Annotated in this window: 20 protein-coding genes; 12 read left to right on the forward strand and 8 right to left on the reverse strand. The window is 67.6% G+C overall.

All coding sequences use genetic code 11. The annotated features are described in order from the left end of the window. Positions 1 to 31 precede the first annotated feature (31 nt). Positions 32 to 1,171: a glycoside hydrolase family 3 N-terminal domain-containing protein gene (locus G6N57_RS07610; RefSeq protein WP_077739927.1), complete on the forward strand. Its 1,140-nt coding sequence runs from the start codon at positions 32 to 34 to the stop codon at positions 1,169 to 1,171. Between the two features lie 15 nt (positions 1,172 to 1,186). Here G6N57_RS07610 and G6N57_RS07615 read toward each other — a convergent pair whose 3' ends face one another. From G6N57_RS07615 to G6N57_RS07635, 5 genes are read right to left on the reverse strand one after another with little or no spacing between them, the layout of a single operon-like run. Next, positions 1,187 to 2,641 (reverse strand): aminotransferase class I/II-fold pyridoxal phosphate-dependent enzyme, encoded by a 1,455-nt coding sequence (locus tag G6N57_RS07615; protein WP_077739928.1) that lies wholly within the window; start codon positions 2,639 to 2,641, stop codon positions 1,187 to 1,189. Beyond that, a complete protein-coding gene (locus G6N57_RS07620; RefSeq protein WP_077739929.1) occupies positions 2,638 to 3,822 on the reverse strand; it encodes an amidohydrolase family protein in 1,185 nt (394 codons plus the stop codon). The genes G6N57_RS07615 and G6N57_RS07620 overlap by 4 nt, the downstream gene beginning before the upstream one ends. Then, entirely contained in the window at positions 3,809 to 5,104 is a 1,296-nt protein-coding gene (locus G6N57_RS07625) for an aspartate aminotransferase family protein (RefSeq protein WP_077739930.1), read from the reverse strand. Before G6N57_RS07625 ends, G6N57_RS07620 begins: the two co-directional genes overlap by 14 nt. Then, positions 5,101 to 6,594: an APC family permease gene (locus G6N57_RS07630; protein ID WP_077739931.1), complete on the reverse strand. Its 1,494-nt coding sequence runs from the start codon at positions 6,592 to 6,594 to the stop codon at positions 5,101 to 5,103. The genes G6N57_RS07625 and G6N57_RS07630 overlap by 4 nt, the downstream gene beginning before the upstream one ends. A gap of 25 nt (positions 6,595 to 6,619) precedes the next feature. Then, positions 6,620 to 7,939 carry a type I glutamate--ammonia ligase gene (locus G6N57_RS07635; RefSeq protein WP_077739932.1) on the reverse strand — a complete coding sequence of 440 codons (1,320 nt, stop codon included), beginning with the start codon at positions 7,937 to 7,939 and terminating at the stop codon, positions 6,620 to 6,622. Positions 7,940 to 8,067: 128 nt separating this feature from the next. On the opposite strand from G6N57_RS07635, the gene G6N57_RS07640 reads away from it, so the two are divergent. From G6N57_RS07640 to G6N57_RS07650, 3 genes are read left to right on the forward strand one after another with little or no spacing between them, the layout of a single operon-like run. Continuing rightward, the gene (locus G6N57_RS07640; protein WP_077739933.1) at positions 8,068 to 8,865 is read left to right on the forward strand and encodes a class II glutamine amidotransferase; all 798 of its coding nucleotides are present in this window, start codon (positions 8,068 to 8,070) and stop codon (positions 8,863 to 8,865) included. Between the two features lie 5 nt (positions 8,866 to 8,870). Beyond that, positions 8,871 to 9,761, forward strand: coding sequence for a MurR/RpiR family transcriptional regulator (locus G6N57_RS07645; RefSeq protein ID WP_077741822.1), 891 nt, complete (start codon positions 8,871 to 8,873; stop codon positions 9,759 to 9,761). 28 nt (positions 9,762 to 9,789) lie between these two features. Beyond that, positions 9,790 to 10,413: a TetR/AcrR family transcriptional regulator gene (locus tag G6N57_RS07650; RefSeq protein ID WP_064933861.1), complete on the forward strand. Its 624-nt coding sequence runs from the start codon at positions 9,790 to 9,792 to the stop codon at positions 10,411 to 10,413. On the opposite strand, the gene G6N57_RS07655 is transcribed toward G6N57_RS07650, so the two are convergent. Continuing rightward, positions 10,410 to 11,498 carry a methyltransferase gene (locus tag G6N57_RS07655; RefSeq protein ID WP_162563931.1) on the reverse strand — a complete coding sequence of 363 codons (1,089 nt, stop codon included), beginning with the start codon at positions 11,496 to 11,498 and terminating at the stop codon, positions 10,410 to 10,412. The genes G6N57_RS07650 and G6N57_RS07655 overlap by 4 nt on opposite strands. A 140-nt stretch (positions 11,499 to 11,638) precedes the next feature. On the opposite strand from G6N57_RS07655, the gene G6N57_RS07660 reads away from it, so the two are divergent. The 4 genes from G6N57_RS07660 (at position 11,639) to G6N57_RS07675 (ending at position 18,731) form a co-directional block, all read left to right on the forward strand. Further along, entirely contained in the window at positions 11,639 to 12,997 is a 1,359-nt protein-coding gene (locus G6N57_RS07660; protein WP_077739934.1) for a CoA transferase, read from the forward strand. A 166-nt stretch (positions 12,998 to 13,163) separates the two neighbouring features. Next, positions 13,164 to 14,630: a DUF3375 domain-containing protein gene (locus G6N57_RS07665; protein ID WP_077739935.1), complete on the forward strand. Its 1,467-nt coding sequence runs from the start codon at positions 13,164 to 13,166 to the stop codon at positions 14,628 to 14,630. Continuing rightward, positions 14,627 to 15,376: a DUF4194 domain-containing protein gene (locus tag G6N57_RS07670; protein WP_077739936.1), complete on the forward strand. Its 750-nt coding sequence runs from the start codon at positions 14,627 to 14,629 to the stop codon at positions 15,374 to 15,376. The genes G6N57_RS07665 and G6N57_RS07670 overlap by 4 nt, the downstream gene beginning before the upstream one ends. Further along, positions 15,369 to 18,731, forward strand: coding sequence for an ATP-binding protein (locus G6N57_RS07675; protein WP_077739937.1), 3,363 nt, complete (start codon positions 15,369 to 15,371; stop codon positions 18,729 to 18,731). Before G6N57_RS07670 ends, G6N57_RS07675 begins: the two co-directional genes overlap by 8 nt. A 69-nt stretch (positions 18,732 to 18,800) precedes the next feature. On the opposite strand, the gene G6N57_RS07680 is transcribed toward G6N57_RS07675, so the two are convergent. Then, positions 18,801 to 19,616, reverse strand: coding sequence for a MaoC/PaaZ C-terminal domain-containing protein (locus tag G6N57_RS07680; RefSeq protein WP_077741824.1), 816 nt, complete (start codon positions 19,614 to 19,616; stop codon positions 18,801 to 18,803). Positions 19,617 to 19,629: 13 nt separating this feature from the next. After that, on the reverse strand, positions 19,630 to 20,982 hold the full coding sequence (locus G6N57_RS07685) for a 3-oxoacyl-ACP reductase (RefSeq protein WP_077739938.1): 1,353 nt from the start codon (positions 20,980 to 20,982) through the stop codon (positions 19,630 to 19,632). 109 nt (positions 20,983 to 21,091) lie between these two features. Here G6N57_RS07685 and G6N57_RS07690 point away from each other — a divergent pair, with 109 nt between their 5' ends. The 4 genes from G6N57_RS07690 to G6N57_RS07705 all read left to right on the forward strand — a co-directional run bounded on the left by G6N57_RS07690 (position 21,092) and on the right by G6N57_RS07705 (position 25,727). After that, complete coding sequence (locus tag G6N57_RS07690) at positions 21,092 to 22,393, forward strand: acetyl-CoA C-acetyltransferase (RefSeq protein ID WP_077741825.1); 1,302 nt, start codon at positions 21,092 to 21,094, stop codon at positions 22,391 to 22,393. Between the two features lie 414 nt (positions 22,394 to 22,807). Next, a complete protein-coding gene (locus G6N57_RS07695) occupies positions 22,808 to 23,719 on the forward strand; it encodes a TIGR03564 family F420-dependent LLM class oxidoreductase (protein ID WP_077739939.1) in 912 nt (303 codons plus the stop codon). 71 nt (positions 23,720 to 23,790) lie between these two features. After that, on the forward strand, positions 23,791 to 25,083 hold the full coding sequence (locus G6N57_RS07700) for a sensor histidine kinase (protein WP_234815626.1): 1,293 nt from the start codon (positions 23,791 to 23,793) through the stop codon (positions 25,081 to 25,083). Then, positions 25,080 to 25,727 carry a LuxR C-terminal-related transcriptional regulator gene (locus tag G6N57_RS07705; protein ID WP_077739941.1) on the forward strand — a complete coding sequence of 216 codons (648 nt, stop codon included), beginning with the start codon at positions 25,080 to 25,082 and terminating at the stop codon, positions 25,725 to 25,727. The genes G6N57_RS07700 and G6N57_RS07705 overlap by 4 nt, the downstream gene beginning before the upstream one ends. The last annotated feature ends 45 nt before the right edge of the window (positions 25,728 to 25,772 follow it).

Below are 25,772 nucleotides of genomic sequence, written 5' to 3' on the forward strand. Positions count from 1 at the left end.
ACCGCCTATTCAGCGGCTAAGGTCGGGGCCCATGGCTTCACCGCGTCTCGTCGCAACTTTCGCAGCGTTGTCCGGACTGTTGCTGGCGTGCTCTCCGAGCACCCCGGCGCCAGAGTCTCAATCCTCGGAGACGAAGCCACTGTCGACTCACGCGCCGATGCCGGCCGCGCCGGTGTGCGATCTGGCCGCTCTCTCGCCCCGCGACAAGCTGGCCCAGCTGCTGACCGTCGGCATCAAAGATGCGGCCGATGCCCGTTCCGTGGTGTCCGAGCAGCATGTCGGCGGCATCATGATCGGCAGCTGGACCGACCTGTCGATGCTCAGCGACGGCTCCCTGCCCGATATCTCGGCGGCCGGCCCGCTGCCGCTCGCGGTCACCGTGGACGAGGAGGGCGGCCGGGTGTCGCGGCTCGCTTCGTTGATCGGTGAGCAGCCGTCCGCGCGGGTGCTGGCCCAGACCAAATCCGTCGACGAGGTGTACGGCATCGCGCTGGATCGCGGGAAGAAGATGCGCGACCTCGGGATCACCGTCGACTTCGCGCCCGTCGTCGACGTCACCTCGGACGCCGACGACACCGTCATCGGTGACCGGTCCTTCGGCGACGACCCGGCCAAGGTCACCGAGTACGCCGGAGCCTTCGCCCGCGGCCTGCGCGACGCGGGGGTGCTGCCGGTGCTCAAGCACTTCCCCGGCCACGGCCATGGCTCGGGCGACTCGCACACCGCCGGTGTCGTCACCACACCGCCGCTGGCGGAGCTGCAGAACAACGACCTCGTGCCGTACCGGACCCTGACCACCCAGGCCCCGGTCGCCGTGATGGTCGGACACCTGGAGGTGCCCGGCCTGACCGGAGCGGATCCGGCGAGCCTCAGCCCCGCGGCATATGACCTGCTGCGCTCTGGCAACTACGGCGGGCCGGCCTTCAACGGCGTCATCTACACCGACGACCTGTCCAGCATGGCCGCGATCAACCAGCGCTACGGCGTGGCCGCGGCGGTGCTCAAGGCACTGCAGGCCGGGGCCGACAACGCGCTGTGGATCACCACCGATGAGGTGCCCGCGGTGCTGGACGGTCTCGAGAAGGCCCTGGCCGACGGCCAGCTGAACCAGGCCGCCGTGGATGCCGCGGTGCAGCGGAACATCGACGCCAAGGGCGGGGTGCACTGCTAGTAGTCAGTGGTGCGGTCACCGCACCACGGTGACGACGTCGAGCCGCGGATCCGACGCACTGATCGGGTTGCCTGCCTCGCGCAGCGCCTGCAACAGCGTGATGACGTCGGCGGTGAGCCGTTCGCCGGGCATCACCAAGGGGATTCCCGGTGGGTAGGGCGTGATGGCTTCGGCCGCGATGCGGTCGGTGGCCCGGACTGACGGCACGGTCTCGGTGTCGGCGAAGAAGGCTTCCCGCGGGGTCAGCACCGTCTCGGCGCGATGTGCGAGCAGGTCGGCGATCAGGGTGCCGTCGTGGGCCGATTTCGCGGTCGCCTCCCCGGCCCAGGCGGCCACCTCGGCGAATCCGTCGACCAACCTATCCATGTCGGCGTCGGTGTTGCCGATGGTGCTGATGCACAACACATGGCCGGCGCCGCTGAGTTCGGGCTGCACGCCGTGCAGTTTGTTGAGGCGGGCGACGATGTCGCGGGCGTCGGCCGCCAGATCACGCGTCCCGATCAGCAACTTGGTCTCGTCGAGCTGATGGAACCCCGTGCCGGGTCCGATGGCATCCGCAGGCCGCAGCACCCGCAGGCCCCTGATGGTCGCCAACCTGGCCGCCGCCCGGCGAGCCCGGTCCAGTGCGGCACCGAGGAGCTCGTTGCCCTGGGTCATCATCTGCCGGCGGGCCAGGTCGATCGAGGCCATGATCGCGAAATGCGGGCTCGTGGTCTGGATGAGCTGCAGCGACCGCCGGACCGTCACCGGGTCCAGGGCGGCCGGGTCGACGTGCAGGACGGCGGCCTGGCTCAGGCCCGACAGGACCTTGTGCACCGATTGCACGGTGGCCACCGCGCCGGACTGTTCGGCGGCCACCGGAAGTTCGGGGTGGAACGCGAAATGCGGGGAGTGCGCGCCGTCGACCAGCAGGCGCGCCCCGGCGCGGCGGCACATCTCGGCCAGCGCCGCGATGTCGGCGGTGGTGCCGTAATACGTCGGGTGCAGCGCCCACAAGGCCTTGGCCCGGCTTGCGGCCAAAGCCTTTTCGACCACGTCGGCATCCAGTCCGTGTGCGATGCCGAACCGAGGATCCCAGCGGGGCTCGAGCCAGACCGGGCGCGCACCCACCTGCACGAGTCCGGCGAGCACCGACTTGTGCGCATTGCGCTGAACCAGCACGGGTTCACCCGGGCGCAGTGCCGAGAGTGCGACGGCGATGTTCCCACCGGTCGATCCCTGCACCAGGATGAAGCTCTGCCCGACGCCCCAGGCGTCGGCGATCAGCTGCTCGGCGGCGAGGATCGGACCCTCGGGGCAGTGCAGGGTGTCGGTGTCGGGCAGGTTGTTCAGGTCGATAGCCGCGATGTGATCGCGAAACCAGGGATCGAGGGTGCGCCCACCCTTGTGGCCGGGACTGTACAGCGGCGCCTGGTCGCGTTCGACGAATGCCCGCAGTGCCTCCAAAAGCGGTGCGGCGTCATGGTTCACAGCGAGTAGACCCGTTCGGCGTTGCGCACGCCGATCATGTCGACGATGCGGATCGCGTCGGCCTCGCTGCAGTCCCCGGCCCGGACCCACTCGCCCAGCGTCAGCCCCATCGTGCGGCGCCACAACACCGAACCCAGCAGGTGCAGCTCGGGTGGGCCGAAGGCGTCCGAGGAGTACAGCTGTTTGGCGAACGGAGCGGTCTCGAGTGCCTCGGCGACCACCGCGTTCGAGCGGGCCCCGAGGTAGTTGATGGCAAGGCCGACATCGAAATTCACGTGGTCGAAGGCCTGGGCCAGGTAACCGGCCTGGCGGTGGAACGGATAGCAGTGCAGCAGCAGCACCGGCACCGGCGCCATGGTGCGCAGCAACGGCAGCAGCAGCATCGGGTCGGTGCGGTGCAGATCCAGATCGCGGTCGCCGAACCCGACGTGGACCTGGATGGGCAGCCCATGGTCGGCGGCCTCGTGCACACCGAACGCGATCAGCACGGGGCTGTCCACCCGTTGTGAGTCCCTGGCGCTCAGGTCCCGGGCATGCTCGATCACCTGCTGCTCGGTGGGACGGGACCAGTCGATGTCGAACGACGTGCGATAGGCCGCAATCGTCTTGGTACCCACGATGTCCCGGGAGCCCACGGCGTCCGCCAGCGCGGACCGGAATGCGCCGGGAAACGCCTCCGGACTGGTGCCGGACTCGAGGAGGTCCTGCGCCAGCTGCTCCAGACGCAAGATTTCCGAGGACGGACGGCCGCTGAGTTCGGTCAGTCGTTGCGGGGTGGTGATGAGATCGCCCTGGAATCCGGTGTCGACGATCCAGCGTTGGACCCCGGCCGGTGGCAGCATCAGCGCCGCCAGCTCGTCCGGGGTGTGTTCGTTGCGGCGTTGCCAGTAGGTGTCGGCGTCGGCGTGGGTGGGCAGGCCGAGAACCGGTGCGCACCAACGCCGGATCGACAAGCCGAGCGGTGAGTCGAACTGCGTCATGAAATCCGGTATCGGGTCGGTGGACCCTTCGTTGATCGATGCTTCGAAGCCGGCCCGGTCGACGGGCTTGTGGAACGTTCCGTGCACGTGGTGGTCGATCAACCGGATCGTGTGCAGATGCTCGGCGAGCGCGTCGGGCACCAGGTGGTGGACCCCGTCGAACACGTAGATCATCGGGCCGGTGATGTCACCATCCGGCATAGCGCGCAACCTCCTCGGCATCGACCTTCCCTGTCATGGCGTCTGCGATGGCCGCGCCGATGATCTCGGCGGCGCGGTGCGCCTCGTCCTCGGACAGCACGAGTGGCGGGGTGATCTCCAGAACGTTGCCGCCGACGTAGTACACCACCGCACCGAGTTGCCAGGCCCGGTAACTCACCTGTGCCGCGAGTCGGGAGTCGGGTTCGCCGGTCGCCGGGTCGACGAGTTCCAGGCCGATCGCCAGACCGCGGCCCCGCACGTCACCGACTTGTTCGGTATCCACGGCCCGCAGTGCATCCTGCAGTACCGCACCGACTTTGGCGGCCCGCTCGGGCAGCTGCTCGCCCGTGATGGTCGCCAGCACCGCCCGGCCGGCCGCGGTGCAGATCGGATTGCCCGCGGTGGTCAGCAAGGCCGAGGCGGCCGGTTCGTCGAGCAGGTCGGCCGGGCCGACCGCTGCCGACAGCGGCAGACCCCCACCCAGCACCTTGCCGAACGTGACGATGTCGGGCACCACACCGTCGTGCTCGAACGCGTGCAGGGTGCCCGGCCTGCCCAGGCCCATCTTGACCTCATCGCAGATCATCGGCACAGCGTGGCGCCGGCACAGGGCATGGAGCTCGGCCAGGAAGCCGTCCGGCGGGACCACGAGGCCACCGTCGGACAGGATCGGTTCGACGATCAGACACGCGATCGCGCCCGTGGCCAGGTGATGGTCGGCCAGCTTCAGGCAGGCCGCGACGTCGGCGGCGACATCACCTGATGCGGGCCGGAATGGGTTGGGGTACGGCAGGAAAACTGCGTCGGGATCCGGTGCGACGCCGGCGTCGACGTGGACTCCGGAGACTCCCATCGCGACGCCAACGCCACCGTGATAGCTGTGCTCGAACGCCAGCACCGTCCACCGCCCGCTGGCGTGACGGCAGGCGCGCAACGCGACGTCGTTGGCGTCGGATCCGGCATGGCCGAGGTAGACCCTGCGCTCACCGGATCCGGGGACCAGCTCCAGCAGATCCTCGGCCAGCCCCACCGAGTCAGGATGCACCGCCGACAGACCGCCGGAACCCGGCGCGTTGCGCACGGCCCGGCTGACGGCCTCGACGACCGCGGGATGCCCGTGTCCGAGACCGGATGCCGTCCAGGTGGCCGACAGGTCGAGCAGTTCCCGGCCGTCGGGTGCGACCAGTGTGCAGCCGTGGCCGGAGACGACCTCCAGCGGGAAGAACCGGAGCTTCTCGATCCCGGCGACGGCGGCCGCGTCGCGGGCGTAGAGCGTGTTCACCGGACCTCCACGGGTGGCGTCAGCGCCAGCTCGGCGGTCAGCGATTCACCCACCCGCTTGGCGATACCCGAGGCGGCCAGCGCGATCACCAGGCCGACCGCGCACCAGTACAGCCCCAACAACGGTGCTGCGGTCCAGGTTTGGGCGTCCTTCACGTTGAACCACAAGACCACGGCGATCACCACGGCGCCCAGTAGCGGCAACGCGAGGCCGAGCACCTTGCCCTGGCCGCCGTGCACCCCGACGAACCTGGGTGCGCCGACGAACCACGCGGCGGCGATCTCGACCAGCAGGTAGCACACCATCAGGCAGACCGAACCGGCCACCGCGAACAGGAAGTACGTGTCGATCGCGTCGTTGCCGGTACCCATGTCCGGCCAGTCGAGCAGGCCACAGATCACGTCCACCACCAGAGCCAGTCCGACCACCAGCCAGGTGGCGCGGCGCGGACCGCCGGTGGCCTCATGGATGTGCGCCAGCGACTTCGGACCGAAGCCGTCACGACCGAACGCGAACAGCATGCGGCCCGAGGTCGCCGCGGTCGCCATGTGGCAGCCGAACGCGGCGACGGTCGCGGTGAAGATGATGAGCAGCGAGAACCACTGGCCGATGTAGCTGCTGCCCAAGTCTCCCAAGGTGTTTCCCGAACCCTGGAATGCGGCCAGGCCGGCCTCGTCGGTGCCGAAGCCGATCACCTGGGCGAACATCACGACGACGAACAGCACGCCGGTGAGGATCAACGTTCCGCCCAGCGCCCGCGGGATGTTGCGGCCGGGGTTGTCGGTCTCTTCGCCCATCGACGCGCATGCCTCGAAGCCGGCCCACGACAGGAACGCCGCGACCACACCGCTGAGGACTGCCGAAGGCGATACGCCACTGCCGGAGAAGGAGAACACGCTGAAGTCGAATCCGGTCGTCGGGGCACCGCCTTTCGCGAAGATCGCGACGACCAGCACGATCATGGCCACGATGCCGATGCCTTCGATGCCGAGCAGGATCTTGGCCAGCACCCTGATGTCGCGACCCGCCAGGGCGAACGAGATGGCCGCGCCGATCACCACGATGACGAGCCACGGCACCTGGTAGGGGTTGTCGTTGCCCGGTTGCAGCTGTGCGATGAACGCGTTGGTGAAGGCCGCTGTCAGCGCGAGGGTTCCGATCGAGAACCCGACGTAGGCGCCGAGCATCGCGAAGCCGGAGAAGAACCCGGTGCGTGGGCCCACGGTGCCGCCGACGAGCGCGTAGGCGGAACCGGCGTGGTTGAGGTGACGGGTGAGCCGGACGAAGCTGTAGCCGACCAGCGAGACGCCGATCAGGCCGATCAGGAAGACCAACGGGATGGCCTTGCCCACAGTGCCGATCAGGCCCTGCCCGTTCCCGGACATCGCCAGCGTGGGGCCGACCGTCGCGACCGACAACGCCAGCGCCACCCAGAACGGTAGGCGTCGGTGGGGTAGTTGATCGGGGTCGGCAGCGGCACTGGTTGTCATCGATGCTCCCTTCGGGAATGAGCGGTCAGCAACTCCAGGCCAGGCGCAGTGCCTGGCAGGCTTCGGCGAGCGGGCGGTCGCCGTAGGTGGTGAGCTCGTGGCGGCGCACGGCCACGAGTCCCTGGATGACGGCCGGTGTTAGCAGATCCGCGGCCAGCGAGGAGGATTCGAGCGTTTCGATCACCGCGCGGTGATCGGTGGGCAGGGGTTGCGAGGCGGTGGCGGCGGGATCGTCGGTGACCTCGGACGGCAACGGGAGGGCCTTGTCGATCCCACGCAACGCGCTGCCGAGAAGTGCCGCGGCCGCCAGGTACGGGTTGGCGCTCGGGTCGATGATCTTCAGTTCGACGTTGGCGCCGTGTGGATTCCCCGGTGTCGCGGCGACGAAGCGCACCGCGGCTTCGCGATTCTCCAGGCCCCAGCATTTGGTGGCGCCGGCCCAGTTGCCGGGTTTGAGGCGGGCCGCCGAGAGCGTCGAGCCAGCGTACACCCCGAGCAGATCCGGCAGTCCGTCGAGTACTCCGGCGATGGCGGATTGTCCCGTGTCGCGCATGCCGTGCGGGCCGGTGCCGCCGGACAGCAGTGGGCCGTCGACATCGGCCAGGGACAGGTGCAGGTGGGAACCGTTGCCGGCCTCGCCTTCGAACGGGACCGGGGAGAACGAGACCTTCAGTCCGTGCCGGGTGGCCACCCGGCCGATCACGATCCGGGCCAGGATGACGCTGTCGGCGACGGCCACGGGCGTGGCCGGGGCCAGTGACACCTCGACCTGGTCATGGCCGTATTCGGTGTGCAGCTGCTCGATCTCGAGTCCGGCCATCTCGGCCGCGAGCGCGAGGTCGACCAGGAATCCGGAGCGGTCGAGCGAGGTCCGCATGCCGTACGGCGACCAGGGATCGGTGCTGGCGTGGCCACCCTCGTCCGAGAGCAGGGTGAACTCCAGCTCGGCCCCGGCCAGCGCGGTCAGCCCGCGATCGGCCGCGGAGCGTTCGATGTCGCTCAGCAGGGACCGGGTGCACAGCGGCGCCGGGTTGCCGTGCTGGTCGTGCAGGCTGGCGGGTGCCCAGGCCACGCCGTCGTCGATCAGGCGCAGATCGTCGGGATTGATGCGGATCCGCAGGTCGCCCACCACGCCGATGTCGGGGGTGAAGGCGATGCCGCTGTCCACACAGAACACGCTCCATGACGGCGACACGCCCATGCCTGACTTCTCGAACGCGGAAAGTCGCTGCAGAGGAACATATTTGGCCCGAGTTACGCCGGCCAGGTCGGTCAGTGATCCAGCCACGATCTCGACACCGTGTGCGCGCAGATCCTCGGTGCGTGACGTGTTGGCTCCCGGCATAAGTCCCTCCTGATGTGCTGACTCTCCGCGTACGCTATGTCATGAATGTTTCAGAATCTTTAATATCGTCGATCTAAGATCGATTTGTTAGATTTTGGCTGCAGGTCCCGAGACGGAGGGCGGAATCCATGTGCCGACTGCTGGGTGTGGTGTCAGCACAGCCGATAACCGTCTCCGACGCGGTCGGGGCGCACGTCCTGAAGGATTTCGTGGCCCTGACCAAGGTGCACGGCGACGGCTGGGGCATTGCCCGGATCGAGCAGGCCGGGCAGGCTCCGACCGCCGAGGTGTCCCCCGGCAGCGCACTCGACGACCCGGCCTTCGCGGCCGCGGTGTCCGGCCCGGCCGCGCTGGCCAGCGTGGTCCACCTGCGCTGGGCCACCAACGGCCTGGCGGTCCGGCCGCAGAACTCGCACCCGTTCGTGGCCGACGGAATTGCCATGGCGCACAACGGTTCCATCAAACCCGCCGGCCCGCTCGACGAGCTGCTGGATCCGGACATCGCGATGTCGCTGCGCGGCACCACGGACAGTGAGCGCTACTTCGGCATCATCCGCAGGCACCGCCGCACCGCGCCGGATCTGGCGGAAGCGGTCCGCCGGGCGGTGGCGCAACTGCGGCCGCTCTACCCGGAAGCCAGTCTCAACGCGCTGATCCTCGGCGAGGGGCAGTTGATCGCCGTACACGCCCACGCGCACAGTTATCTGCCGGACGAGGACGTCGAGGAGATCACCGCGGCCGATCTGCCCACCGAACACCTTGAGGACTACTTCGCCCTGCGGTGGGCCAGACCTGCGGACGGCACGCTCGTCATCGGTTCGACCGGCTTCGGCGACCTGGACTGGCAGCCGTTACCGCCGGAGAGCGTCACCGCGATTTCCATGAGCGACTTGTCGATGACTTCGGTACCGGTCATGGCACATTGAGCATCGTGGCCCACGAACCCGCACCAGCCGCACAGGCGGCGTCGGGCGCGCAGACGGTGGAGGCCCGCACCACCGCGGCGCTCCCGACGCTGAGCAAAGCCGAACGCCGGGTCGGACGGGCGTTGCTCGCCGACTATCCGAGCGCCGGGTTGGCGAGTGCGGCCCGGCTCGCGGAGCGGGCCGAGGTGAGCCCCCCGACCGTGCTGCGCTTCGCGCAGTCTCTGGGATTCGACGGCTTCGCCGATCTGCAGGTCACGTTGCGTGCCGAGCTGTCGAGCCGATCCAGCGGACCGATCAATCGGTTGCCGGACGCACCGCCTGCCGGCGGCCTCTTGGAGCGTCTGCTGCAGCAGGCCCAGGCGCAGACCGACCAGGCCGCCCAGACGCTGGCGATGCTTCCCGAATCCGCCCTCGAGGCTGCTGTCGCGCTGTTGGCCGACACCAGCCGCACCGTGTACCTGCACGGCGGCCGCTTCTCGCATCTGCTGGCCCTGCACCTGGCGGCGCATCTCGAACAATTGCGACCCAGGGTGCGGGCGCTCGGCGACCCCACCGGAGGTGATCTCGGCGCGCTGCTCGAGCTGTCTCGCAGCGACGTGGTGGTGCTGTTCGACTACCACCGTTACCAGCGCAGTGCGGCGGAGCTGGCGCAGCGGGTACATCGCGCCGGGGCCACCGTGCTGCTCATCACCGACGATCTGGCCTGTCCGGTGGCGCCGGAGGCCGAGGTGGTGCTGGCTGCATCGAGCACCGTCGGCACCGTGTACCAGAGCATGGCGGCCGGATTTCTGATCACCGAACTGCTGATCCCGTTGGTGATGGATGCGATCGGGGAGTCCGCGCGGACCCGGATGGCGCTGTGGGAGGAGCAGCGGCGCACTGAGCTGCTGCCCTGACCGTCAACCGGACGCTTATCCTGTTCGGATGGCAGGTGGAACGAAGCGGCTGCCGAGGGCCGTGCGTGAACAGCAGATGCTCGACGCTGCTGTGCAGATTTTCTCGGTGAACGGCTATCACGAGACCTCGATGGACGCGATCGCCGCGGAGGCCGAGATCTCGAAGCCGATGCTGTACCTCTACTACGGCTCCAAGGAGGAGCTGTTCGGCGCCTGCCTGGACCGCGAGCTGACACGTTTCGTGGATGTGGTGCGCGGGGAGATCGACTTCACCCAGAGCCCCAAGGACCTGCTGCGCAGCGCCGTGCTGGCGTTCCTGACGTACATCGATGCCAACCGGGCGTCGTGGATGGTGCTCTACACCCAGGCCACCAGCTCCCAGGCGTTTGCGCACACCGTCCGCGAGGGTCGCGACCGGATCATCGACCTGGTGGCCCGGCTGCTCAGCACCGGTACGCGTAATCCTCAGCCCGACAGCGACTTCGAGATGATGGCGGTCGCACTGGTGGGCGCCGGTGAGGCGATCGCCAGCCGGGTCAGCACGGGCGACGCCGACGTCAACGAGGCCGCCGAGTTGATGATCAACCTGTTCTGGCGCGGCCTCAAGGGCACGCCGTCGGACGCGGGCACGCAGTCCGTCACGGCGGGCTAGACGGCCACACCCTCCACGAGGCTGAACGGGGACGCCGTGTCCACGACGCGGGTCAGCCGGAACCCGGCCTCCTGGTACAGCTTTCGGTAGTCGTCCTCGGTGCGTTCTCGCGCGGCGATACCGACCAGCATCTCCATATCGGTCCACTTGGCGAGGAACTCGCGGTCGTGGTCGGGAATCACTCCTTCGATCAACAGCAGCGTGGTCCCGGGGGTCGCGGCGGCCCGCACATTGCGCAGGATCGCCAGCGCCTCGTCGTCGGGCCAGTCGTGAATGATGTTCTTCATGACGTAGGCGTCGGCGCCGGTGGGAACACTGTCGAAGAAGGACCCGGGAATCACCTGTACCCGGTCGGCCACTCCGTATTTGGTGAGCAGCTCCGGAGCGCCGTCCACCACATGCGCCAGGTCGTACAGCACGCCCTGGGCCGTGGGGGTGGCCTGCAGGATCGCGGCGAGCAGCCGGCCGTGACCGCCGCCGACGTCGGCGATGGTGCCGAACGGGCGGAAGTCGTAGGCCGCCGCCACCGGTGCGATCGCGAGCTCGGAGACGCTGGTCATGGCGTCGTTGAAGATCGCCGCCAATTCGGGCACGGAGGCGAAGTAGTCGAATGCGCTCTTGCCCCGCAGCTTGGGGATGACGGCTTCGCCGGTGCGGACCGCGTCACCCAGGTGGCTCCAGTGCTCCCGGTGCTGCGGTGAGCCGATGAATTTCGCCATGCCGGCGATCGAGACGGGCGCATCCTTGCGCAGGGTGTCACCCAGCGGGTTGAGCGCATAGCGCCCGTCACGGGTGCGGCGAAAGACGCCCTCGCCGACCAGGGCGCGCATCAGCCGGTTCAGCGCATCAGGGTCGGCCCCGACCCGGCGCGCCAGCTCCTCGGGGTGCAGGGGGCCTGCGGCCAGCGCGTCGGCCACCCCGAGCTGTGCGACGACTGTGATGCCCTGGGAGAGCCATGCGCTCAGGATCATCTCCAACATCGCGGCCGGCGCCGGAACGGCGCGTTGATGCAGGCGACGCAGGTGGTGGCGGACGCGTTCGACCGCGCGAACCAATCCGGCGGGAGGCACCTTGGCGGGAGTCACCGGATGACTCTATGGCGTGTTTGCTTAGGCGTCGCAACGGAACGTTGTGATTTCCTGCACGCCAACCACTTTGGGTGGCAAGTAACCGTCAGTCGGGCGCAGTCTCATCGTTTGTGGCGATTCCCGATAATGTGCAAACCATGCAGACTGGAACGCCTGACATCCCAGAGCTGTATCGATGGCTTGCGCCCGGTACGGGGGCGATCGACGACCCAGCCGTGGCACGGGTGACGGGTCCACGTTCCTGGTGGGGAGGGCCGCTCGATGTGGAAGGGCTCGCCCTCGGCAGTGTTCAGGCGGCGCTCACCGCCGCGGGACTGGTATGCGGACCGCAGGAGCAGTTCCACACCGAAAGTAGTTCGGTTGCCGCGGCTTTCGCCTCTCTGGATCATCTGCGCATCGACGGCCGCAGACCGGCGGGATTCGCGCCGTTATCTGGCTACTTTCCGGCCCGAGACGGCTGGGTGCGGGTCCATGCGAACTATCCGCACCATGCCCGAGTCCTGTCGAGCGTCCTCGGCTCCGACAGCAAGGAGGGCCTCGGCGATGCGATCGCGTCGCTGTCAGCGGTCGATGTCGCGCATCGGGTTACCGATGCCGGCGGACTTGCCGTCGCTGTCAGGACGCCCCAGGACTGGCGGGAAAGCCCGGAAGGCTGTTCCGTCGACACGCAACCATGGATCCGGTTCGATCTCGTCGAGGCCCTCGGGCCTGCCCTGGAGGCCGGCCGTCGCCTTGCCGGCGTGCGGATTCTCGACCTCACCCGGGTGATCGCCGGTCCCGTCGCCACGCGGTTTCTCGCCCTGCTCGGCGCAGATGTGTTGCGGATCGACCCGCCCGCGGTCCCGGAACTGATCGATCAGTATATCGACAGTGGGTTCGGTAAGCGCAGCGCCGAATCGGACTTCGCCGACCCCGCCCAGCGCGAGAAGCTGACAGCACTCCTGCAACGCGCAGACGTCCTGATTACGGGTTATCGACCTGGCGCGTTGGAAAAGTTCGGGTTGGACCCGCATACGTTACGAGAGCGCTATCCGAGCCTGGTGGTCGTCACCCTGGACGCGTGGGGTGACCAGGGACCGTGGGGCCGTCGTCGAGGGTTCGATTCACTGGTTCAGGCCGCCGTCGGTATCGGCAGGCTGTATGGGCAGTTGAATGCAGCCGGTTGGCGGCCCGGTGCCCTGCCCGTCCAGGCCCTGGACCATTCCACCGGCTATGGCGTCGCAGCCGCAGCTCTGGCGCTCCTCGCCCGACGGTCTACCGACGGAGCCGGCTGGGCACACCTGAGCCTGGCACGGACGGCGCATCTCCTCATGGATCTACCAGCGAGTGGTGGTGACCGACGAGAGCTGGATGTGCCTCGCGAGGAGACCGAATCAATCTTCGGGCATTTGTCTTTGGCGTCACCACCGGTCTTCGCCCGCGGTAGCCGCATCGGCTACCGCGGGGCTCCCGGCCCATACGGTGCCGATCCGCTCGAGTGGGCGGCCGACGAGTAACGACGTGGTCGTCGTCACACCGCAGCGCACGGCATCGCGACCGCGACGGCGGCGAGCAGGCGAGGCCTGACACGACATGTGAGCAGCAAACCGAACTGGAGTCGGGCCCTGTCGCGGCTGCCGCCTAAAGTGGTGCGAATGTTCACCGCGACGGAAGCGCCCAACCATGCCTGAGGCGGGCATGAGCGGCCCGTCGCTGGACCAGCTCTACCAGCTCAATCGCGAGGTCGCCGACTCGCGGTCGGCGCGGCTGCTGGTGACCAACAACCTGGCCACCTACCTCACGCTGATGGAACGCCACCTGGACCGCGGCGCCAAGCTCACCGAGATCGAACTGGTCGTGCGGCTGGAACGCGACCTGGCCGACCTCGGCTCGGAGACGGACCAGTCGGGCCTGGCCCTGATCAAGTACTGGGCCAGCCAAGGTTGGTTGCACCGGATCACCGAGCAGTCCGGCGACACCGAACGCAATGTCTGCTACCTCACCTACGAGGCGCGGGCCGTGCTGGATTTCGCCCGCCGGATGCGCCGCGAGGACACTATCGCCACCGGGGGCTCGATCACGGGCATCGCGGCCGGACTCCGACGGGTGGCCGGGCAGGTCAGCAACGATCCCGAGCGCATCCGCGCCGACATCGAAGCCGAGATCGCCAAGCTGCGTGACGAATTGGATGCGCTGGAGCAAGGGCAGCGGCCCGAACCGGATCTGGTCGACGTCGAGGACGAGGCCCGCGCCATCGCCCTGCAGATGGAGCAGATCGTCTCCGACATCGGCCAGTACGGCAGCATGCTCAACCGGATCACCACCCGGCTGCTGGATGCCTCGGCCGACACCGATCTCGGGTACCGCGAGCGCCAGCGCCAGTTGTTCGACGACTACGAGTCGCTGTTCGCGTCCCGCGAGAGCGCGTCCTACACGGCCTTCACCCGGATGATCCAGGACCCCGAACAGCGCGCCGCGCTGGTGGCCGACATCGAGGCGGTGACCCGTGAGCTCCCACACCTCGACCCGGGCCTGCGCGAGGTGATGACCGGGTTCTTCAGCCTGGTGTCCGCCCAGACTGCCGAGGTCGGCCGGACCCGGCAGCGCTGTGCCCGCCGGATCAAGCGCTTCGTCGCCTCCGGGACCCTTGAGCACAGCCGCGGCGTCACCCGTCAGCTCAACGATGCGTTGACCAGCGCGCACGAACTGCTGAGCGTCTCGCTGGCCGACAGCCGCATCGGCGTCGAGGTGCCGCTGGTCCGGACGGACTTCAATTCGATTGGCGCCGTGGCGTTCAAGATCCGTGACGCCATCCCACCGTCGCAGGCCGAGTCGTCGGAGGGCGAGGTGAACCTGTCGGCGTTCTCGGCGCTGGCCTCTCAGGTGGACGCCGCCGAACTGGCCGAGTTGATCAACGGCGCGGTGGCGGCCGGTCCGTTGTCGCTGCCCGACGCGATCGGCATGCTGGACTCGGCCTACCTCGGGCACGTGATCGTGCTGTGGTCCTGGGCGCTCAAGCAGCAGACTGCCGACGGTGCCGAATCCGTTCGGGTGCGCTTCCGGTCGCTGGAGGGCGCCGACCGCGAAATCGAGATCCCCCGACTGGTTTTCACCGAGCCGATCCCTACCGTCAGCGAGAGCATGCTATGACCGACACCCCGGATACCTCGCCCGTCAAGGACGGCGCGATCGATTTCGATGCCCTGCCGAGCATCGACGCCGTCGAACGGTCCACCGACCAGCGTCGTGCACCCCGCTTCGACGGGGATGTCAGCGAACTGCCCGACCGCGCGTGCTGGGCCCTGCAACACCTGCTGTCGCGCCGCTACGTCAGCAAGGACAACCACTCCGAGCTGTGGTCGTGGGTCACGCGCTATCGCACCGAACTCACCGTGCGGCTGTCGGAACTCGATATGCGACTGTGCATCTCGGACGATCACGACATCGCCTACGTCGAGCAGGCCGACTACGAGTCGCAGTGGCGGCGGCGCTTGCTGCGCCGCGAGACCCTCAACACCTACGATTCGATCCTGGCCCTGCACCTGGCCAAGCTCATGCGGGCCGCGGCGCGCGACGAGAACGTGCTGATCAGCCGGGACGAGATCCACGAGCTGTTCGCCGGGGTGAACAACGACACCGACCGCGACACCGCCTCGTTCGACAAGCGGATCGACAACGCGATCGAGCGGCTCACCGACATCGACATGCTCGCCCGCAACCGGGAGGACGAGGACAGTTTCACCATCAGCCCGGTGGTCAACGCGATCATGACGGCCTCGATGATCACCGAGCTGCAGCAGCAGTTCGAGCAGCTCAAGCGGGCCGCCAACGGGACCGTCGATGATTCCGACGAGGTAGCCGCACGGCTCGAGGACGAGGTGGACGCCCGTGGCTGAACCGACCAACCAGTTCTCGCTGTCGCGCCTGCAGGTCATCAACTGGGGCGTGTTCGACGGGTATCACTCGATCCCGTTCAGCCGGCACGGCACCCTGATCACCGGATCCTCGGGCAGCGGTAAATCCTCACTGCTGGATGCGATTTCGCTGGCCTTCCTGCCGTCGCACCGCCGCAACTTCAACGCCTCCGGTGACACCACCGCCGCGGGTTCGGGCACCGGCAAACGCACCGTCGACAAGTACGTCCGCGGTGCCTGGGGCGAGCGACGCGAGGGCACCAGCCGCCAGATCATGTACCTGCGGGGGACCGGCCCGGCCTGGTCGGCCGTCGCGGTCACCTACAGCGACCGCACCGGGCGCTCGGTCACCGGGCTCGTACTCAAATGGCTTGCCGCCGAGAAGACTTCGGACCCGGGCAGCCGTTACTACCTGATCGACGACGACCGCGACATCTTCGGCCTGTGCAACCGGTGGGCGGCCAACGGCTACGACGCCGCGGTGTTCCGCGACGACGGCTGGACCGGCGGTCGCAGTGAGAGCCAGTATCTGGCCCAGCTGTACTCGAGCATCGGCATCCGTGCCTCCGAAGCCGCCCAGCAGCTGCTCGGCAAGGCCAAATCACTCAAAAGCGTTGGTGGCCTTGAGCAGTTCGTGCGCGAGTTCATGCTCGACGAGCCCGCCAGCCTCAGCGGTGTGGAGGAGGCGCTCGAGCAGATCAACCCGCTGGTGGAGGCCCGCGGCCTGCTCGACGTGGCCCGGCGCAAGCGCAACACCCTCGGCAACATCGCCGCGGTGCAGGCGCGGTACGCCGACGAGGCGGCCAAGTTCGGGGTGATCGACACCATCGACAACGCCATGATCCGCGATTACGTCGACCATGTGCGGTTGGCCCAAGCCGGTCCGGAGATCGCCAATCTCGACGATCAGATCACCCAGCTCGGGGCTCAGCGCGATGAGTTCGGTACCCAGCAGCGCCAGCTCAAGAACGAGCACAACTCGCTGATGGCCCAGATCAACACCGTGACGGTGGATCTGGTGCCCCTGCAGCAACGGCTGACCGAGGCCGAGCGGATCAGCGAAGAAGTGTCGCGTAGGCGCAGTACCTACGAGGAGAAGGTCACCTCGCTGGGGCTGACCCCGCCGGACAACGGTGAGGAATTCTGGTCGCTGCGTGAGACTTTGATGGAGGAAGCCGACCGGCTGCACCGCGAACTGTTCACCGGCAACCAGCCCTACGTCGAGGCCTCGGCGAAGGAAGTCCGGGCCCGTGAGGCACGCGAGAGCGTGGAAGCCGAGCTGGAACGCGTTCAGCGGCTGGGCTCCCCACTGCCGAGGACCGAATACGAGATGCGAGCCCGCATCGCCCGCGCCCTCGACATCTCCGAACGCGATCTGGTTTACGTGGCCGAGCTGATGGAGCTCAAGCCCGATGAGTCGCGGTGGCGGCTCGCGGTCGAAAAGGTGTTGCGCGGGGCCGGATTACGCTTGCTGGTCCCCGATGCGTACATGGAGCGGGCGCTGCGTTTCGTCAACGAGAACGACATGCGCGGCCGGATCCAGTTGCAGCACGTCCAGCACGGTTCGCAGTTGCGGACCCCGCCTGCGGGCACGCTGGCCACCAAACTCCAGCTGGCCGACCCGACGCACGACAGTGCCGTGGAGGCGCTCAACGTGATCGCGGCGGTCGGCGATTACGTGTGTGTCGACGGTCCGGGGGAGTTCACCGAGCAGTCCCGCGCGGTCACCGACCAGGGCCTGCGCAAGGACAGCGGCCGGCTATCCATCAAGGACGACCGGTCCCGGCTGCGGCCCTCGGACTACATCTTCCTGGGCGGAACGGCAGCCAAAGTCGAAGCGTTGCAAGATGATCTGACCGCCGCACAGGATGTCTACCAGGTGGCGCGCACGGCCCGTGAGCGCCTCGACGAGCACCGCGGCCAGCTGCAATCCCGGGAACGGGCCTGCCGCGCACTGTGCGACCAGTACATGCAGTGGAGTGACATCGACACCGATTCGGTGGACGAGATGCTCGAGCGGCTGCAGGGCGAACACGATCTGCTGGTTTCCGACAATCCCGACGCCGAACGGCTGCAACAGCGGGCCGACGATTGCTGGGAGCGCGTCGAGAAGGTCATCCAGCAGATCGGCTCGCTCAACGAGCGGGAGACCACGCTGGACCGCAGGCGGACCGCGCTGCTGGAGCTGAGCGAGACCTTGACCGAGCGGATCGGGTCCAGCGAGTTCCCGTCGCATGCCCGCGACACGATCGACGGCTACGCCGCCGATATCGCCCTGAGCCTGGAGTTGCTCGAACCAGAGCCCTACCGGAACGAACTGATCCGCGTAATCAGCCGTGAGCGGGACCGGCTGCGGGCGGACCGCAACCGCTCGCACGACGAATTGGCCGGCATCATGGCCGCCTACGACAGCTCGTTCCCCGACGCGATCCCCAATGACAGCGACGTGTTCGACGAGCGGGTGCACGACTACGTGGCGTTGTGCCGTCGCATCGACGAGCGTGAGTTGCCCGATGCCTACGAGCGCATGCAACGGCTGATCACCGAGCAGGCCCCTGGCGCGATTCTGAACCTGCACATGATCGCCGACAACGAGGCCCGCCGGATCACCGAGCAGATCGCCCGGGTCAACACGGGTCTGGGTGCGGTGGAGTTCAACCGCGGCACCCGGCTGACCCTGCACGCCGGGACCCGGCACCTGGCGGCCGTCGACGAACTCAACGAGAAGGCCCAGCGCATCTCGGCGCGCGTCTCACTGGTCAGCTTCGGTGACGAGACCGCGATGTTCGAGCAGTACACCGACATTCTGCAACTGCGGAAGTTGTTGGCCGGCAACACACCCGAGGACCGTCAGTGGACCCGCGATGCGCTGGATGTCCGCAACCGGTTCGTGCTGTACTGCGAGGAGCGCGACGCCGAGACCGGTGAGGTGATCCGGACCTACAGCAACTCCGGTGACAACTCCGGTGGTGAGCAGGAGAAGCTGATGGCGTTCTGCCTGGCCGGGGCGCTGAGCTTCAACCTGGCCAGCCCCGACAGCAATGACACTCGGCCGCTGTTCGCCCAGTTGATGCTGGACGAGGCGTTCTCCAAGTCGGATCCGCAGTTCGCCCAGCAGGCGCTGTCGGCGTTCCGCAAGTTCGGTTTCCAGTTGGTGATCGTGTCGACCGTGCAGAACAGCACGACCATCCAGCCCTACATCGACAACGTGGTGATGGTGTCCAAGTCGGACGCGTCGGCGCCCAATGCCCGGCCGGTCGCGTCGGTCACCTCGGCGTCGATCTCCGAGTTCGCCGATCTGCGAAAGGCTTCGGGGGACGCGGTTCCGAGCGCCTGAGTTTTCGCCGAGTGTGCGTACAGATCGCGATTTCGCGCGAAAGTGCGATCTGTACGCACACTCGATACGTCAGAGGCCGGTGACCGTTGCGGTCAGGTGCGGGTAACCCTTCTTCAGGTTCCGCAGGGTCAACTCCCAGCCGTCGGCGTCGCGCTCGACGTAGAGCCCGGCCTTGGCCGGCAGTACCACGGGCTTGGCGAACCGCACCGAGTACTTGACCGCATCGGGAAGCTGTCCCTCGATGTTGGCCAGCACGGCTGCCGCACTGAACATTCCGTGTGCGATGACGGTCGGGAAGCCGAACAGCTTGGCGGCGATCGCGTTGGTGTGGATCGGGTTGTGGTCCCCGCCGATGGACGCGTAGTTCCGGATCTGGCCCGCGGTGATGTTCAGAACCGCGTTGGGCGGCGGCAGTTTCGGCTGCTTCTGCGGTTCCGGCTTGGGTTCACCGGACAGGCTGGTCTTCTGCTGGTGCAGGAAGGTGGTCACCTGGTGCCACGCCGTGTCGTTGCCGACCTTGAGTTCGGTGACGATGTCGACCAGCAGTCCCTTGCGGTGTTCCCGCAGGTTCTCCGCGTGGACGGCCGCGCTGACCGAATCGGTCACCTTGATCGGCCGGTACTGGGTGATGTGGTTTTCGATGTGTACCGAACCCATTGCGGCGAACGGGAAATCGAATCCGGTGACCAGCGACATCACCGTGGGGAAGGTCAGCGCGAACGGGTAGGTCAGCGGCAGCGTGTCGCCGAACCGCAGCCCGGTCACCTGCGCATAGGCGGCCACATTGGCCGGGTCGATGGGCAGGTTGTCGACCGTGACGGTGCGTGCGGGCAGGGACTCGTCGCGCGGGATGAACGGCAGGGCGCCGACGACGGCACGCAGCATGTTGTTCACGTGCTCACGCCCCCAGCATGGCCTGGCCGCAGACCCGGATGGTGTTGCCGGTGACCGCGTTCGACGCCGGATTGGCGAAGTAGGCGATCAGCTCGGCCACATCCACCGGCTTCCCGCCCTGGAACAGCGAGTTCAGCCGGCGGCCGACCTCACGGGTGGCCAGCGGGATGGCGTCGGTCATCTTGGTCTCGATGAAGCCGGGGGCCACGGCGTTGATGGTGATGTTCTTCTCGGCCAGTACCGGGGCCAGCGCCTCGGCCAGCCCGATCATCCCGGCCTTGGTGGTGGCGTAGTTGGTCTGCCCGCGGTTACCGGCGATACCGGCCATCGAGGACAGCCCGATCACCCGGCCGCCCTCGCCGAGGGTACCGCTGGCCACCAGGCCCTCGGTGAGCCGCTGCGGGGCAAGCAGATTCACCGCGATCACCGAATCCCAGCGGCTCTCGTCCATGTTGGCGAGCAGCTTGTCGCGGGTGATGCCGGCGTTGTTGACCAGCACGTCGACCTTGCCGCCGTGCTGTGCGGTGACGTGCGCGACGATCTGCTCGACGGCATCGTCGGCGGTGACGTCCAGCGTCAGGGCACTGCCGCCGACCTTCTCGGCGACCTTGCCCAGGTCTTCGGCGGCCTGCGGAACGTCGACGGCCACCACGGTCGCGCCGTCACGCGCGAACACCTCGGCGATGGTCGCGCCGATACCGCGGGCGGCACCTGTCACCACGGCGACCTTGCCGGCCAGCGGCTTGTCCCAGTCGGCCGGCGGCGTCGAGTCGGCGGCACCCACGCGGTACACCTGCCCGTCGACGTAGGCCGACTTGGCGGAGAGGATGAACCGCAGCGTGGACTCCAGGCCGGTGGCGGCGGGCTTGGCGTCGGCAGCCAGGTACACCAGCGACGCGGTGGCACCGCGCTGCAACTCCTTGCCGAGCGAGCGGGTGAAGCCTTCCAGCGCGCGCTGCGCGATCTGGGCATTGACACTGCCGGCCTGATCCGGGGTGGTGCCGATGACCACCACGCGGGCGCACGAGGCGAGGTTGCGCAGGACCGGGGTGAAGAACTGGTAGAGCTCCTTGAGCCCGGCGGCGTCGGAGATGCCGGTGGCGTCGAGCACCACGCCGCCGAACGAGTCGGCCCAGCGTCCGCCGATGTTGTTGGAGACGACGTCGTAGTCGTCGGCCAGGGCGGCGCGCAGGGGTTCTACGACGCGGCCTTCGCCGCCGATCAGCAGGGACCCGTTCAAGGGCGGATCGCCTGCGCGGTAGCGGCGCAGCGTCTCAGGCTGCGGCACGCCCAGCTGCTTGGCCAGGAACGATCCCGGCCCGGAGTTGACCACTTGGGAGAACAGGTCGGAAGCCACTTCAGCTGCCTTTCGCTTCGCAGTACTGCGTTGTCAATACCGAACTTACTCCAGAGTAAGAACAGTGGGTAATATGGCCCCGGACAACCCGACAGTGGAGGGCAAACAAATGGCCAACAACACGACCCGGCGACGCGTTGCCGTTTTGGGTGGCAACAGGATTCCGTTCGCACGGTCCGACGGCGCCTATGCCAACGCCTCCAACCAGGACATGTTCACCGCCGCGCTGGACGGGCTCATCGAGCGCTTCGATCTGGCCGGTGAGCAGCTCGGTGCGGTGATCGGCGGCGCGGTGCTCAAACACAGCCGCGACTTCAACCTGATGCGCGAATGCGTGCTGGGCAGCTCGTTGTCGCCGTACACCCCGGCCTTCGATCTTCAGCAGGCCTGCGGTACCGGCCTGCAGGCCGCGATCGTCGCTGCCAACGCCATTGCGCTGGGCCAATACGAGTCCGCGGCCACCGGTGGGGTGGACACCGCATCGGATGCCCCGATCGCGTTCGGCAACGACCTGCGCCAGGTCCTGCTGGGCCTGCGCCGGGCGAAGTCCAACCTGGACCGGCTCAAGCTGGTCGGCAAGCTGCCGGCCGCCCTCGGCGTGGAGATCCCGGTCAACAGCGAGCCGCGCACCGGCATGTCGATGGGCGAGCACGCGGCCGTCACTGCCAAGAAGATGGGCATCAAGCGCGTCGACCAGGACGAACTGGCCGCCGCCAGCCACCGCAACATGGCCGCCGCCTACGACCGGGGCTTCTTCGACGATCTGGTCACCCCGTTCCTCGGGCTGTACCGCGACAACAATCTCCGGGCGGATTCCTCGGTGGAGAAGCTGGCCAAGCTCAAGCCGGTGTTCGGGGTCAAGGCCGGTGACGCGACCATGACCGCGGGCAACTCGACCCCGCTGACCGACGGCGCCTCGGTGGCGCTGTTGTCCAGCGAGGAATGGGCCCAGGCGCACGGACACGAACCGCTGGCCTACTTCGTCGACGGCGAGACCGCGGCGGTCGATTACGTCAACGGGCCCGACGGCCTGCTGATGGCCCCGACCTATGCGGTACCCCGGCTGCTCGCCCGCAACGGCCTGACCCTGCAGGACTTCGATTTCTACGAGATCCACGAGGCGTTCGCCTCGGTGGTGCTGGCCACGCTGGGGGCCTGGGACTCCGACGAGTACTGCAAGGAACGCCTCGGCCTGGACAAGGCGCTGGGCAGCATCGACCGCGCCAAGCTCAACGTCAACGGCTCCTCGTTGGCGGCGGGCCATCCGTTCGCGGCGACCGGCGGCCGGATCGTGGCGCAGCTGGCCAAGCAGCTGGCGGAGAAGAAGAAGGAAACCGGCAAGCCGGTGCGCGGCCTGATCTCCGTGTGTGCGGCGGGTGGGCAGGGCGTCACGGCGATCTTGGAGGCGTAGCTTGCGGAGCCGACCATCGGGGAATGCGGCGTGACCTCCAGAAACCGCAGGCCGAAAAACATCCGAAAAGTTTCTTTTGGGGATGTGTAACGGCCGCGGCTTAAGGGTCGATACACGGGTAGCTCCGTGTTGCCGTCTGACCCCCCGACCCGACGGCAACACGGGGCGACCTAGCTTCTGATTCTCGGCAAAATTCGGCCGTACTTTTCTCTGGTTTGAGGGGTACCCGAGGCGTACGATCGAGCCTACGACGGGTTCGGGAGTGACTGATCCAAAGAGTCGGTACAGGGGTGAAAGACCGGCTGCGTGAGACGAATTGAAACGCCCCCAGGTGTCCTCCCGAACCCGCCCCTTTTTGTTTGAATCCCTGCCTCTTCTGATCCCACGCGGTCCGCTCTCGCATAGCGTGGTGCCATGCAGATCAGCCTCATCGCCTCCCTGAGTGACACCGGCGGCCGTTCGCCGGTCGACGCCACCGTCGAGAACCTCGCACAACTGCGCGACGAGGGATTCCGGCGGGTCTGGATGACTCAGATGCCGTACGAACCAGACCTGCTGACCGTTCTCGCGGTCGCGTTCCGAGAGGTCGACGGCATCGAGGTGGGCACGGGCGTCATCCCGATCCAGAATCAGCACCCGATGCTGCTGGCCCAGCGCGCGCTGACGCTCAGCCTGATCAGTGGCGGCCGGTTCCTGCTCGGCCTCGGTATGACGCACGCGGCCGTGACCGAGGGCATGTGGGGTATTCCATGGGACAAGCCGGTCCGCCGCCTCCGCGAGTACCTGGACGGGCTGCAACCCCTGCTGGCCGGTGAGCCCGCCGACGCGCCGGGGGAGACCGTCACCACGCGCGGCGCACTGCAGATCCCGGGGGCGTCGGCACCCGATGTCTACATCGCCGCGTTGGGGCCGCAACTGCTCAAGCTCGCCGGCCGTCGCACCGCGGGCACTGTCACCTGGATGACAGGGCCGACCACATTGGCCGAACATGTCGCCCCGACGCTGCGCGAGGCCGCCGGGGACCGTCCGGTCAGGGTGGTGGCGGCACTCCCGGTCAGCGTCACCGACGACGTCGACGGGGCCCGCGCCCAGGCCGCCAAACAGTTCGCGATGTACGGACACCTACCGTCCTATCGGGCCATGCTCGACCGTGAGGGCTACGCCGGTCCCGAGGACGCCGCCATCATCGGAGACGAAAACACTGTGGCAGAGCGTATTCGGGCGCTCGGAACGATCGGTGTGGACGAGTACGTCGGGGTGGTGTTCGATGCGTCGCCCGAAACCCGGGCCCGTACAAGGGCACTGCTGCGCTCGCTCGACAACTGACGGTGTGGCTGGCCACACCCCATATTGGCGGGCAGCACCATCGCCCCGGGCCAACGTATCCGGCAACGATGATGACCGTGACTACCACCGCAATCGCCTCCGCCTCCGCAACCGATGACTGGCGCCCGACGCTGCGAACTCCGTTCACCGCGGCAGCCTGGCGTGGCTATCTGTATTTCCTGCTGATCACCGTCCTGGCCGTGGTCGGCGTGGTCTACCTGTTCGTGACCGGGTTGGCCTCGGGGCTGTTGCTCGTCACCCTGGTCGGCATACCGCTGGTGGCGCTCGTGGTGCTGTCGGGCCGACAGTGGAATGCGTTGTACCGGTTGTTGGTCCGGCTGGTCGGTGTCACGATCGATGCTCCGGCGCCCTTCACCCGGCAGGCGAGTTGGCCGCACACCTTGGCCGCCGCGCTGACCGACGGTGTCGGCTGGCGCAGTCTGGGTTTCCTTCTCCTGCACAGCATCGTGATGACTCCGCTCGGATACGGGGTCGTGCTGGGTGTCGTGATATCGGGGGTCCTGGTGGTGTCGCCGGCGATCTGGGCGATCACCGGTGAATCGATCGTCAGCTTCGGTGAACCCGTCGACTCGCTCGGCACGTACCTGCTGCTGTCGGCGGGTGGACTGCTCGCGCTGTACCTGTTGGCCTGGGTCATGATCGGTGTCGTGCGTGCCCACGTCTGGTTGGCCGCCGCACTGCTCGCGCCGACCGAACGCGAACGCCGGGTCGGTGAACTGGAGCGGGCCCGTGCCGATGTGGTCGACGATTCGGCGGCGACCCTGCGTCGCGTCGAGCGTGACCTGCACGACGGCACCCAGGCCCGGCTCATCGCGGTGGCCATGACGCTGGCGCGGGCCGAGGAACAGCTGGCCGATCCCGACAAGGCCGAGCGGGCCCGCCAACTGGTCTCCGATGCATTGGCGAACACCAAGGACACCCTGACCGAACTGCGTGACCTGGTCCGCGGAATCCGCCCGCCCGCATTGGATCTCGGACTGGTTCCGGCGGTGCAGACGTTGGTGGCACGCAATCCCATCCCCGTCGAACTTGTCGATGACGTCACGGTGCGCCCGTCGATGGGTGTGGAGACCCTGGCCTACTTCTGCGTGGCCGAACTGCTTGCCAACGTGTCTCGGCATTCGGGCGCCACCCAGGCCACCGTACGGCTGCACAGTGACACCGAAGAGCTGCGGATCACTGTGGCGGACAATGGTTCCGGAGGAGTCGAACCGGCCAACGGTTCGGGTCTGACGGGATTGGCCGATCGACTTCGGATGGTCGACGGGCGTCTCGACATCGAGAGTCCCGCAGGCGGGCCCACCACGATCACCGCCGTCGTTCCTTCGGGAGCGCAACGATGACCCGGCTGGCGATCGCCGAGGACAACGCGATCCTGCGCGACGGGCTGACCCAGTTGCTCGTCGAACGCGGCCACGACGTCGTGGCCAAGGCGGGCACCGCCGACCAGATCAGGGAGATCGCGCAGACGCTGCGGCCGGAAGTGTTCGTCATCGACATCCGCATGCCGCCGACCTTCACCGACGAGGGGCTTGTCGCGGCGGTCTCGCTGCGGCGTTCGCACCCGGACGTCGGAGTTCTGGTGTTCTCACAGTGGGTCGAGACCCGCTATGCCGCCGAGCTGCTGGCCGGCAATCCGGAAGGGGTGGGCTATCTGCTCAAGGACCGGGTGGCCGACATCGGTGAGTTCGACGCCGCCGTGCGACGCGTCGCCGCCGGAGGTACCGCACTGGACCCGGAGGTGGTGCGCCAGCTGATGGGGACCAGAAGTGGCGGCGACGCACTGGCGCGGCTTACTCCCCGCGAACGCGAGGTTCTCGCCCTGATGGCCGAGGGCCACTCGAACAGTGGCCTGGCGGAGCATCTTTCGGTCTCCGAACGGGCGGTGGAGAAACACATCGGCAGCATCTTCACCAAACTGGACCTGCCGCCGTCGACGGCTCACCATCGGCGCGTGCTGGCAGTCGTCACGTATCTGAACTCCTGAGCGGACCGGGATGATAGTCGTCGATCAGTGGGTTGCAATCCATGC

The sequence above is a fragment of the Mycolicibacterium boenickei genome (assembly GCF_010731295.1).
Classification (GTDB): Bacteria; Actinomycetota; Actinomycetes; order Mycobacteriales; family Mycobacteriaceae; genus Mycobacterium; species Mycobacterium boenickei.

Excerpts from the sequence above, each read along its gene's own strand:
- G6N57_RS07610 (WP_077739927.1), top strand. The coding sequence starts at position 32 with ATGGCTTCACCGCGTCTCGTCGCAACTTTCGCAGCGTTGTCCGGACTG.
- G6N57_RS07620 (WP_077739929.1), bottom strand. The coding sequence starts at position 3,822 with ATGCCGGATGGTGACATCACCGGCCCGATGATCTACGTGTTCGACGGG.
- G6N57_RS07630 (WP_077739931.1), bottom strand. The coding sequence starts at position 6,594 with ATGACAACCAGTGCCGCTGCCGACCCCGATCAACTACCCCACCGACGC.
- G6N57_RS07635 (WP_077739932.1), bottom strand. The coding sequence starts at position 7,939 with ATGCCGGGAGCCAACACGTCACGCACCGAGGATCTGCGCGCACACGGT.
- G6N57_RS07640 (WP_077739933.1), top strand. The coding sequence starts at position 8,068 with ATGTGCCGACTGCTGGGTGTGGTGTCAGCACAGCCGATAACCGTCTCC.
- G6N57_RS07650 (WP_064933861.1), top strand. The coding sequence starts at position 9,790 with ATGGCAGGTGGAACGAAGCGGCTGCCGAGGGCCGTGCGTGAACAGCAG.
- G6N57_RS07660 (WP_077739934.1), top strand. The coding sequence starts at position 11,639 with ATGCAGACTGGAACGCCTGACATCCCAGAGCTGTATCGATGGCTTGCG.
- G6N57_RS07665 (WP_077739935.1), top strand. The coding sequence starts at position 13,164 with ATGCCTGAGGCGGGCATGAGCGGCCCGTCGCTGGACCAGCTCTACCAG.
- G6N57_RS07670 (WP_077739936.1), top strand. The coding sequence starts at position 14,627 with ATGACCGACACCCCGGATACCTCGCCCGTCAAGGACGGCGCGATCGAT.
- G6N57_RS07680 (WP_077741824.1), bottom strand. The coding sequence starts at position 19,616 with ATGCTGCGTGCCGTCGTCGGCGCCCTGCCGTTCATCCCGCGCGACGAG.
- G6N57_RS07690 (WP_077741825.1), top strand. The coding sequence starts at position 21,092 with ATGGCCAACAACACGACCCGGCGACGCGTTGCCGTTTTGGGTGGCAAC.
- G6N57_RS07695 (WP_077739939.1), top strand. The coding sequence starts at position 22,808 with ATGCAGATCAGCCTCATCGCCTCCCTGAGTGACACCGGCGGCCGTTCG.
- G6N57_RS07700 (WP_234815626.1), top strand. The coding sequence starts at position 23,791 with ATGACCGTGACTACCACCGCAATCGCCTCCGCCTCCGCAACCGATGAC.
- G6N57_RS07705 (WP_077739941.1), top strand. The coding sequence starts at position 25,080 with ATGACCCGGCTGGCGATCGCCGAGGACAACGCGATCCTGCGCGACGGG.